The sequence below is a fragment of the Actinomycetota bacterium genome, from assembly GCA_040755895.1.
Lineage (GTDB): Bacteria > Actinomycetota > Aquicultoria > Subteraquimicrobiales > Subteraquimicrobiaceae > Subteraquimicrobium.
This window is the reverse complement of sequence record JBFMAG010000094.1, coordinates 1-10,342: the sequence shown is the minus strand read 5'-3', so window position 1 is coordinate 10,342 and position 10,342 is coordinate 1. Positions and strand designations below refer to the sequence as shown.

General features: G+C 44.3%; 11 protein-coding genes, 2 tRNA genes and 1 pseudogene. 2 read left to right on the top strand and 12 right to left on the bottom strand.

All coding sequences use genetic code 11. The features are described 5' to 3' along the window. The first annotated feature begins 139 nt into the window (after positions 1-139). On the top strand, positions 140-478 hold the full coding sequence (locus AB1466_04470; GenBank protein MEW6189350.1) for a hypothetical protein: 339 nt from the start codon (positions 140-142) through the stop codon (positions 476-478). A 4-nt stretch (positions 479-482) separates the two neighbouring features. Here the strand turns inward: AB1466_04470 and hemH are convergent, their stop codons facing one another. The 4 genes from hemH to AB1466_04450 form a co-directional block, all read right to left on the bottom strand. Continuing rightward, positions 483-1,445, bottom strand: coding sequence for a ferrochelatase (gene hemH / locus AB1466_04465; GenBank protein MEW6189349.1), 963 nt, complete (start codon positions 1,443-1,445; stop codon positions 483-485). 8 nt (positions 1,446-1,453) lie between these two features. Continuing rightward, positions 1,454-2,521, bottom strand: coding sequence for a uroporphyrinogen decarboxylase (gene hemE / locus AB1466_04460; protein ID MEW6189348.1), 1,068 nt, complete (start codon positions 2,519-2,521; stop codon positions 1,454-1,456). 558 nt (positions 2,522-3,079) lie between these two features. Continuing rightward, positions 3,080-4,015 (bottom strand): hypothetical protein, encoded by a 936-nt coding sequence (locus AB1466_04455; GenBank protein MEW6189347.1) that lies wholly within the window; start codon positions 4,013-4,015, stop codon positions 3,080-3,082. A 132-nt stretch (positions 4,016-4,147) separates the two neighbouring features. After that, positions 4,148-5,758, bottom strand: coding sequence for a hypothetical protein (locus AB1466_04450; GenBank protein MEW6189346.1), 1,611 nt, complete (start codon positions 5,756-5,758; stop codon positions 4,148-4,150). Between the two features lie 1,166 nt (positions 5,759-6,924). On the opposite strand from AB1466_04450, the gene AB1466_04445 reads away from it, so the two are divergent. Beyond that, entirely contained in the window at positions 6,925-7,101 is a 177-nt protein-coding gene (locus AB1466_04445; protein MEW6189345.1) for a hypothetical protein, read from the top strand. Here AB1466_04445 and AB1466_04440 read toward each other — a convergent pair. The 8 genes and pseudogenes from AB1466_04440 to AB1466_04405 all read right to left on the bottom strand — a co-directional run bounded on the left by AB1466_04440 (position 7,064) and on the right by AB1466_04405 (position 10,094). Beyond that, on the bottom strand, positions 7,064-7,246 hold the full coding sequence (locus tag AB1466_04440; GenBank protein ID MEW6189344.1) for an S-layer homology domain-containing protein: 183 nt from the start codon (positions 7,244-7,246) through the stop codon (positions 7,064-7,066). The two genes, AB1466_04445 and AB1466_04440, sit on opposite strands and share 38 nt — an antisense overlap. Before the next feature lie 174 nt (positions 7,247-7,420). After that, positions 7,421-7,948: a hypothetical protein gene (locus tag AB1466_04435; protein MEW6189343.1), complete on the bottom strand. Its 528-nt coding sequence runs from the start codon at positions 7,946-7,948 to the stop codon at positions 7,421-7,423. Positions 7,949-8,082: 134 nt separating this feature from the next. After that, positions 8,083-8,158 (bottom strand) — tRNA-Ala (locus tag AB1466_04430). A 118-nt stretch (positions 8,159-8,276) separates the two neighbouring features. Further along, positions 8,277-8,873, bottom strand: a complete 597-nt coding sequence (locus tag AB1466_04425; GenBank protein MEW6189342.1) for a hypothetical protein — start codon at positions 8,871-8,873, stop codon at positions 8,277-8,279. Between the two features lie 123 nt (positions 8,874-8,996). Further along, positions 8,997-9,122 (bottom strand): annotated as a pseudogene (locus AB1466_04420) (ferritin family protein). A 14-nt stretch (positions 9,123-9,136) separates the two neighbouring features. Next, a complete protein-coding gene (locus tag AB1466_04415; protein ID MEW6189341.1) occupies positions 9,137-9,388 on the bottom strand; it encodes a phosphohydrolase in 252 nt (83 codons plus the stop codon). A gap of 255 nt (positions 9,389-9,643) precedes the next feature. Continuing rightward, positions 9,644-9,904 (bottom strand): stage V sporulation protein S, encoded by a 261-nt coding sequence (locus tag AB1466_04410; GenBank protein MEW6189340.1) that lies wholly within the window; start codon positions 9,902-9,904, stop codon positions 9,644-9,646. A 113-nt stretch (positions 9,905-10,017) separates the two neighbouring features. Further along, a tRNA-Ile gene (locus AB1466_04405) sits at positions 10,018-10,094 on the bottom strand. Positions 10,095-10,342: the final 248 nt, after the last annotated feature.

The window sequence follows — 10,342 nt, the reverse complement described above, 5'->3', positions numbered from 1 at the left end:
AACACCTCCTTCCTAACGTTCTATTATTTGAGAATTTTTTCACAATATCAATGTCCGAATTGCTACTCCAAATTGTATCGTTGCCTCAAATAAAAATCCACTTGAAAAGGAGTGAGTAAGATTTGAAGGAAAAGATAGGGTGATAATCCTGGGAGGAAAAGGAAGGAGAAGGAAAGTCAAGAGAAAATATGACCGAAAAGTTCTCTTGGCCTTGAAGAAGATCTGGATCATGCAGCAAGGTAACTCCGAACAGAACAAGGAGAGGCTAAAAGAAGAATATGCTAGACCAAATCCAGCCGAACTGAAAAAAATCACCAAACTCCAAAACAAACTGATGAAACTTAAAACCTTAAAAGAGGAATTGAGAGGAGAACAACAGAAAGAAATCAAAGATTTCGAATATATTTTTGATGTGGCTATCATGCTTTCGTATAGATTTTTACATGAGGCAATAAGTAGTCCAAAAAGAGGATTTTAGAATTTTATCCCTTCTTTGAAAGATGTTCCAGGACGATCCGGGTGAGGGCCTCAATGAACCTTGGGGAGGCATTGAGCGAGGGTGCACGGTGAAATTTCGTGATTCCCTTCGATTCCGCTCGTTTGCGCAATTCGATGTCGATATCGTAGAGGATCTCAACGTTGTCGGATATAAAACTTATGGGTACCACCAGGACTTCGCGGCTTCCCTCTTTTGCCAGTCTGTCAAGGACGGAATCGATTTCCGGCTCCAGCCACTCACCTGGACCACCTCGACTCTGGAACGCCAGATGCCATGGTATCGGACCAATGCGCTCCAAAACTCCGGCAATTGTGGCTTTCAAGTGTTCTAAATAGGGATCTCCGCATCTGATGAGCCTCCTGGGCAAGCTATGAGCGCTGAAAATCACCTGGACTTTTTCGCGGTGCTCCTCGGGAAACCAAGCCAATCCCTCCTTGACTTTCTCCGCCAGGGCATCGAGATAAAAAGGTGAGTCATGCCAGCTCTCGATGTAAGTGACTTCAAGATCGGCTTTGAGATCGGAGAGAACCCGTTTCAATTCCTCAATGTTTGAGCCCGTGGTCATCCTGGTGTACTGGGGAGAGAGACTGAGAACGACAACGCGTTTGATACCATCGCCGATGATGTCTTTAACCTTATCCCGAATGTAGGGATGCCAATGACGCATGGCGATATAAACCTTTAAACCACGATCTCCCATGTTTAGTCGCTTCTCGAGTGCCTGCGCCTGCTCTCTCGTGATATCAAGAAGGGGCGAGCGCCCGCCAATCTCCCTATAACGTTGGATAACCTCCTCGAATCGCCTCTTGAAATCGAGCGGGGAAATCTCCCCACGAGAGGAAAGGATGTTATATAAAAAGGGTTCAACCGCTTCAAGGCTGTCCGGGGCCCCGAAACCCAGGAGAAGAACACCTATTTTTGGTTCTCGGCTTTCGACATTCGACATTCGACTCTTCACAGCCTTTTGCTGTACTCGTGGACTGCCTCCACCATGAAGATGACGTGCTCTACCGGTGTCTGTGGCAAAACGCCGTGACCGAGATTGAAGATATGTCCCGGTCTATTGCCCGCTCGATTTAAAATATCCTTGACTCGCCTTTCGATTTCCTCCGGTGGAGCAAAAAGAACGGTTGGATCGAGGTTCCCTTGGATGGCAACATCGTAACCGAGGCGTTCCCAGGCTATATCTAGATCGATGCGCCAGTCAATGCCGATCACATCTCCACCGGCCTCCTTCATCGATTCAAGGAGCATCGCTCCACCCCTGGCGTAATGGATCAGGGGAACATCCTTCAGATCCATGGGATATTCATCGCTTGCTTGACGGTTTAATCCATCGATGACCCGTTTAGTATAGGGCATCACATACTCTCTGTAATCGCCGGGGCTTAAACACTCGACCCAGGTATCGAAGATTTGAATCGCCTGGACCCCCGCTCGTATCTGGGCATTTAAATAGGAGGTCACAACCTTGGTGAGCTTATCCATAAGGGCGTGGTATGTTGAGGGTTCCTGAAACATCATGCTCTTGGTGTAGATATAATTCCGGGAATGTCCCCCCTCCACGAGATAGCTGGCCAAAGTAAAGGGTGCTCCCGAAAAACCTATGAGGGGTACCCTTCCCTCTAAATGGCGGCGAACCATTCGGATGGTCTCCATCACGAAGGGGACTTCCTCCTCAGGATACATGACGGACAGAGCATCAACGCTTAATCGATCGCGAATGGGGTTGTGAATGATCGGTCCCTTTCCCTCGACGAATTCTAGATCTATCCCCATAGCTTCTAGGGGAAGAAGTATGTCCGAGAACAGAATTGCCGCATCCACCCCAAGTTTGTCTACGGGCAAGATGGTGACTTCCGCAGCTAATTCGGGGGTTTTGCACATGGTCAAAAAAGTGGCTTTGCTTCGTATCTTACTGTATTCCTTGAGATACCTGCCGGCTTGTCGCATAAGCCACACCGGGGTACAGTCGACGGGTTGACGCCGGCAAGCTTTTAGGAAACGGTAGTAGTCGGACATATCGTTCCCTTCCCATAGATTTACAATTCACTTTATGATAGCAGAAACAAAAGCGAGTTAAAAAGGTGGAATTATGTTTGAGATCAAGATATCCAGATCCAAGAGAGAATAAAAATAAAAAAGTGGAGATGGCGGGATTCGAACCCACCTCCGCCTTGCAAGTCCCAAACTGGTAAATTTTCTTGGATAACGATAGGTTCTAATACATCACCTTAGCTGGGAAGATTCTCAAGTGGTAGTTACCCAAGATCACCTTAAATTACCCTGTTTTGGCTACGTTTGGTACTAATTTGGTACTAAGCCTGGAGAGACCCGCCTCCGGAGGACCCATGCCGAGACTTTTCCCCAGCCGTCGAGCCCATACGAGCCAGCATCGAGCGGAAGCAGCAACCTGACTTCCTAGCCGTCACGGCTGAGGAGAGAATCTCAAATTCACTGCTACCATTCACCACGGCGCTCCATTTTGTATATTCGACAGTAGCATGTAAATCCTGCTGTGGATAAAAAAACCATCGGCGTCGATGGCGGTGCATCGTGGAACCCAGGTTTCTCATATCTTCAACCTGGTAAATTGCGGCGGGAGGCGAGCCGTGTCTTTATTTTCTTCCAACTTTTTCGGAAGATCAATAGAACAAAAAGCCCTAAAATTCCAACTATCAGTTTCCAGGATATTACCCAAAAAGTTTTTTGATCGGTAAGAGGTTTGTCTAACCCTACATTTCCAGTAAATTCCGCTTTGAACTTACCAAATAGCGGAGGATTCCCCCAAGCTTTGATGATAGGAAAGGTGTTCATGGGAAGTAAAGTAGATTCTTTGATGGGAATAGTCTCCATAATAACCTTGCCCTTTTTAATCTGAATCTTTCCAGTGAGGTTAAGATGTACATTACCAGTATTTGAAATTTTAGTTGTAAACAAAACGGGACTGGTAAAATTGAAGCGTTTGACAAAAAAGCTTTTTAAATAAGCTGAGCGTTTAAGAACGGGAACGCCACCTTTCCGGCCCACCGTTACCAAAAGTAACGCATTGATTATATAGTTAATGGCTACACCAGCTTTTTTAAGAGGTGAGGGAGCTCCAAAAGCCTTGATATAAGTATAATAAGTGCCAAACTCAGCATCAGGGGGAACGGTGACAGTAAAGACAGCTTTTCCTGCTTTTCCAGTATCCACGTGGATTTTTTTAGAGGCGAAAGTTACCCAACTGCCACACCCCCGAAAGGTTTTAACATCTTTAGGACCAATGGGATAGGGAATACCCCTTTCATCTCGAGCAAAATCCCAAGTGGAGAAAGAAACTTTAAGTGGCGTGGGAGAGTTATTGGGTATGATAAGTGGCACATCTTCGCTTTCTCCCCTATCTAGGGTGAGCTCAATCTTAGAGGGAACAACTCCCATTCCAGCATAAGCTGGGGGAATAAGAATTGTTCCCAGTAAAAGTATAGATGCAAACCAGGTAAAGAAGATGCTTGTCCTTCGCTTAGTCAATTTCAACTCATTCAGCTCCACAATTAAATACTTATCAGGTGAGAATAACAATACCGAATATAGCTGGTTTTCTCAAGATCAGGCTGAAAGATAAGTTTGAAAGGACGAAGAGTGACTCTTGCCCCTCTTTTGTGGCACTTACACTTGAGTTGCGGTTATGGTTATGGAACCCACATATTTGCCAGCATGGATGCTCCAGTGGGGCTTTAAGATAACCCAGATGTTCTCCTGAGCATAGTGGATGTGGTACTTGGGAGAGACCCAGCCATTGGGGATGGGGTGCCCATTCTTGAATACCAGCATTTGGTTGGCGGGGATTGTCCAACCTTCGGCATCATCTCCTACCACGCCCCTAAGATTGGTCCAGGAGATAGTCTCTATCCACTCATCGTTTGACTTTACCGCCAGGTCAAAACCATCCCTTCCGGGACGAAGGCTTGGCGAGACGTCACCCAACTCTAATTTGTCCTTCTGCCGGCAGGGATTTTTGTGGTTGAGCAAGAAGAGAATGGCCCTGGCAGTGGGCGAAAGCCTATCTATCACATCAGTGGTGATGCCCTGTGCTGTTTCCACACCCTTTCCCTCCAGAAGCTGGGGAAGATTGGAGGGCTCACCCTTTGCAATGGCTTCATTTATCTGATCGACATGGGGCTCAATTGCTGCCCTGAGCTCATCAACGGCCGCTGCCATCTCTCCTTGTGTGGGAGGAACTATCTCCACCTCGGGAGCCAAGACCTCTTCCCAAAGATCTGCTGCAGAAAGTGTGTCAAAGGCTAAGCCGGTGGCATTCCAGGCGGGAATTCCTATATCATCCATCTCAGGCGGTATTTTAAATTTTAGAGCCTCTTCTTCCGTCTCTGGTAAAGTGTAGTTTCCCGCTTCTTGATATTTAGCTCGCCCTAAGCCTGCGGCGATCCCTTCGGATTCCAGGGCTCTTGCCAGTCCCACCACCTCTGGGGTGATACCCTCAGCCGCCAAGGCTTCGAGAACCTCAGGTGTTTCTGGCCAGGGCCACCAGGGCTTGCGATAGGTGTTTATGAACAGAGTGTGGACCACATCAACATTTATGGGCAGGGTGCGGGACAAAGTCTGCTCGTCATTTTCCCTGGTCATATCCTGAGGATGAAGTGGATCCTCAGGTGGGCTTATCACGTCACTGGGACCGATGACCTTTACCTTCTTGGGTCCGGAGATGGGACCAAAGAATAAAGCGAATTGGACATCGTTCACGTTCCAACTGTGCATCCAGTTCCCAAAATCATCTGGGTACAGAGTCGGTCTAAACTGGGGAGTAGCTGGAACGGTGAAGCCAAAGATACCTGTCTGGCCTGGCATAAGCCCCGTTCCAACACTTGCCCTTATGTCCCACTCCACATTTCCCGATCCTGCAGGTCCAGTCCCATTGTAACAACTCCAGCCAGGAGGTCCGATCATACTTAATACATCTGCATTAGTGACTCCATTTCTTAAACGGATGTTGAATCCACTCAGACCATTACCACCGGGGGGGTTATACTTTATATTGGTCACCTCATACTCAAAGAGCTTCTGTCCGGCTGGAAAAGTCCTAGCTTGAGTCTGCTGTTCATCATAAACTCTTTCCACAATTTTAACCCAAGGGTCATGAGCCGGACCCCAATAAAAGGTGTGGGTGCTAATTACGGTAGCTCCCGCTGGGGCTACCAGTCCTACCCCACTGAAGGTTACCAACAGAGTAAGAACCAGGAACCGCGCTAACAGCTTTTTCATCCTTTTTCACCTCCTTTCGCGACAACAAATTTGCTCAAAATAAGCGTTTGTCGCTCAAAACTTTGGCCCCTCCCATCCTCTACTTGAACTTTCCAAAAAGCTACACTAATATGAATGGGCCGAAAAGAAAGCCTATCGGAGGGCAATTTTTTCAAAGCCTAGGTTGGTCCTTAAAAGGATCAACCTCTTTTTTATCTTGTTTTCAAGGATGATAATCTTTTCAATAATTACTTCACTTTGGCGAAAATAACCTAAAAGTTCTGAAGGTCTGTTTCTGCGAGAATTTTTGAAATTTTGTCAAACTATAAATTGTGGTAACAATTAGTGATTTTACTTTTGGGGTTAGTTCCATTTGGGGGAATATTGATAATTTAATTAGTGTTTATTGCGAAGTATTTGTGATGAATAAATAACTAATTCGTTGTCTACACACTAAGCTACTACCCATACTTACGTGGCTACTTTAATATTCCACTCTGAACGCGAAAAGAAAAAATCGACATGTAAAATATTGCCTGTCGATGCTCATCTTTCGAAATCCTCTATAAATGCCCCTCCTTTGAATAATATGGACTATTAATAATACAAATAATATTTTCTTTTTTAACTTCTACAAAACTTAAAATTCTCCTCCAGAATATGCCTCTTAAATCTAAAAAACCAACTTTTTGAGTTGGTTTCAAACTAATATCCTATGCTGCTGATAAGTTTTTAACCCCTGTTACCCCTCTTACTACTTTTCTTCCATCTCCATTCGACGCTAATTTCTGAACTCCTTCTAAAAACTAATAAATTTTCAAATTATTTTTCGTAATCAGGAGCTGACCTCAAGAAAGGAATTGGATGCGATTGAAAGATATATGTGTGTCCCGAGAGGCTTTCAAAACTTCATCAAAAAACACAATCAGAAAAAAACTTGAACTTTTTCTTAACCAGGCCAAAAAGAGGATGTGGACCATATTGGACAGTACTTGAACTCTTTGGAAGACTCTGAAACTATTGATATATTACTTGAACTGGGAGGATATATCAAGGAGTTGAATTGCCTCACTAAAAATCTACTCCAAATTGTATCGTTGCCTCAAATAAAAATCTACTTGAAAAGGAATGAACTTTTGGTTTGCCTCTTCAAGATAGGGACGGTCTAAGAAGAGGAGGCAACCACCATGGCACTGACTATGAAGGAAAAGAGGGTAGTAACCAGAGAAGTAGCAGCTAGATATCAAAGAGCAACTAAAAGTAAGAAAAGATTAATCCTCGATGAGTTCGTCAAATTGATCGGTGAAATAACCCTTTACTCTGTATTTAAGGTATCCCCAGGGAGTTCACGAGCATCTTCGTGAACTGTGACCTGAACACAGGATCGGCTGGACGAAAGAGTCCATCGGCGTAACCGGAGATTATCCCCTGAGAGGCCATGAACATGATCTCATCGTATGCCCAGTGGTCTGGGGGACATCGGGAAAGGAGGCTTGTGCTTGTGCCCAAATTGAATATATTAGGTCAGATGAACCATTAACTGCTTGGTTGAGGCAAGTTTGAGTAATATTATGGAGGCTTTCATCAAAGCTACTGCTTATATATTCATTTACTAGTGGGTATAATAGTCGTGGACAAAATAGGCAGCATTCTTTGTAGCTTGGGTTGGGTCATCAACATAATTTACACCATCATGACAATGGAGAATACTGACTCGTCTGGTTCGTTGGTTCTGGTGTTAACCGCTAATTCATAGTTAGAGAGCATCTTATCCTCGTCGTCACACTGATCGGTGTGCAAAGGATTGTTTGTATCAGCCCAATAATGACTCATTAATCCAACTGCTATGCTGGCATGGTGATAGTCTTTTTGCTTTAGATATTGAATGGCTTGATCAAAATACTCTTGAACTTTCAGCGGCGAATTTCCATAGGTCTCACCCCATATATCATAGACATGATAGTAGTAATCATGAAAGATGGTATCAGGATCATCTGTTGCCTGCTGAGCGGCATTATAATCCAGCCAAGAAGTATAAGAGGGTATAGTATCAAGTGCTTCCTTGAGAATCCAATCGTGGGTACCGAACCCATTACCACCATCGCCTCCATTGCTCCAGGCCTGAGCAATCCCCGTTGATGATAGAAATATCAAAAAGGCAACAGCAAGTATCAATAATTTATTCTTTAACTTTCCACTTTCTAAAGACAAAGTGTACAACCTCGGCGGAAATTTCGGGAACTTTGGGAGTCCATAAAAAAGCCGAAGCTTTAGCGGTTTTGGCTCCGCATATGGACAAAATTCATCTTAACCTGAGCGAAATCTTTCAAATATACCCCATAAGCTGGTGGAGATGGCGGGATTCGAACCCACGACCTCCGCCTTGCAAGGGCGGCGCTCTCCCAACTGAGCTACATCCCCATATTTATTATTAGTTAGCGTTAGGAGTTTTTAACTCCTTTATCTTTAAATACTCACTCTTTACTGTTCTCGGCTCTAGTGGAGATGATCCGCCTGAGGCGACCTCCTTTAGAAAAAATTACCATTGGTAAAGACTGTACCATTTACCTGCAACTTTTATAGCAAGGATTGGGTCTGGGTGTTTTTTTACAACCTCAAAGAGAGCTATGCGCTCAATAGCACCTGTGTCCGGAACTTCTTTTACGAGCTCTAGAATTTCAAGCGCCGGGGCAGGCATTGGTTCGGTAAAAGTTTCAAGAGGCATATATTGATAACAGGAGGTAAGGCGTGATCCAATGGCTACAGAGTAAAAAATTCCCAAAACACTACAGGAAATAACCGTCTTTAGCCAATTTGGTATCTGCCCCCAGAATTTGTACTCCCATATTGCTTTATCAAAATCTTCAGCTACTTTTTTATCACAGGCGGCATATTTAATTTTATTAGTGCTTAAGAACTGCTCAAATTTTTCTTGCGTAAGAAGTCTGCTATTCTCTTTTACGATTCTCTTAATTTCCTTCTTTGCCAAGCGTGCTTGCCTTTTTAATCCCTGCTCTCTTGCTCTTTTCCCAATTTCTTCCCAATAAAGGAATCCTGCTTCCAAATCAAGATCAGCCCATTTTTGTTCTGCTTTTTCTACCTCAGCGGGAGATTTTCGCTTCAAAACAACTCTCACTTTTGCCCATCCTTTCTTTGAAAACTTAATCAAAAATAGAGATAATTTTAAGAATCATGGGAGCTCACATTGTGCAAACCAAGAATAGCGCTCCAAATTCCTCTCGTCAAGCTTTCGAATTCCCTCAAAAATCGCCGCGATCTGCTCAAGGCCCTCCTCCCTTGCTTTTCGAGCAAAGAAAGTGTATTTGCTTCTCGCCTGAGACTCGCCGGCAAAGGCTTTCCGTAAATTTTCTTCGGTTCTGCCCATTGCAACCTCCTTTTTTAAAATCCTTTAAGTAAGTCGATTATTTTTCTTCTTGAGGCAAATTTCGCCGCACTACACCAATCAATGCAAGAGGGCACCCTCTCGCGATAGACCATGGCACCACATTGTCTGCACTTTGTTCCCATCTCATCTGAGAAAATTTCCACTTCATAGCCACATTGTGAACATTTGTGAATTTCTGCCTTCAAATTCCTTTTATCTTGACCTGGACACCTCGTGAAATTCACAGCCCCGAGTACAGTGGGCAATACTTCCCTTTCAGCTGCATAGGCTATCGTGATTCGGACAGCTCTATTACTATAAAGATTGCAAGAACCACATCGAGCATGGAATGGATTTCAAAAGAAGTCGGATAGAAATGGGTTCCAAAGTATTTTGCCAGTTTAACCACTAAGTAGCTCAAGCCAAGAAGAATCATCAAGCCTTTAAATCCTTCTAAAACAAAAAAAGAGTCGCACTTGTGCGCTTTAGCTTGGGTTTTGAATTAAAATCCATGAAATATTTTAACGGGATTCGATGCGGATTTTAATGGCCGTGCGCTCTTCCCCATCTATTTCGACATCAGCAAAAGCGGGAAGAAAAATGAGGTCGAGCCCGCTCGGGGCAACAAAACCCCTGGCGATGGCGACTGCTTTTATTGCCTGATTGAGTGCCCCTGCCCCAATAACCTGAATCTCAACTGCTCCGTTCTTTCGCAACACGGCAGCTAAAGCCCCTGCTACAGAGTTTGGATTCGATTTTGATGAGACCTTTAGTACCTCCACTTCAGACTCCCTTGGTACGACAGCCATCTGCTATTTATATAGCGCTTTGACCCTTTTAAAATCCAGATGGATTCCGTAGGATTTAGATGAATAATTTTTCTTCGATCTAAATATGGTGGGCCTACCTGGATTCGAACCAGGGACCTCACCCTTATCAGGGGTGCGCTCTAACCTACTGAGCTATAGGCCCGAAAACGCTTCGATGATCGGCAGTAGAGATTTATTTTTATTTCTTTGGTGATTTTTATTGTACATGGTGAAAAGGAAGATATCAATATACTATGTGCTAATAGTTGGGGTCGAATTCCCATAGTAGAGTTCCGTTTATTGGTGATTGAAAAATTTTGAGATAGAAATGGGACCCAATCTTTGGTAGTTTGGATTGTGTTAAGAAAACCAACAACCAAAGAAAGGGGTCCCAATGGAGAGTTTAGCACT

Coding starts and splice junctions, on each gene's coding strand:
- hemE (MEW6189348.1), bottom strand. CDS start 2,521: ATGTCCGACTACTACCGTTTCCTAAAAGCTTGCCGGCGTCAACCCGTC.
- hemH (MEW6189349.1), bottom strand. CDS start 1,445: ATGTCGAATGTCGAAAGCCGAGAACCAAAAATAGGTGTTCTTCTCCTG.
- AB1466_04450 (MEW6189346.1), bottom strand. CDS start 5,758: ATGAAAAAGCTGTTAGCGCGGTTCCTGGTTCTTACTCTGTTGGTAACC.
- AB1466_04445 (MEW6189345.1), top strand. CDS start 6,925: ATGGCACTGACTATGAAGGAAAAGAGGGTAGTAACCAGAGAAGTAGCA.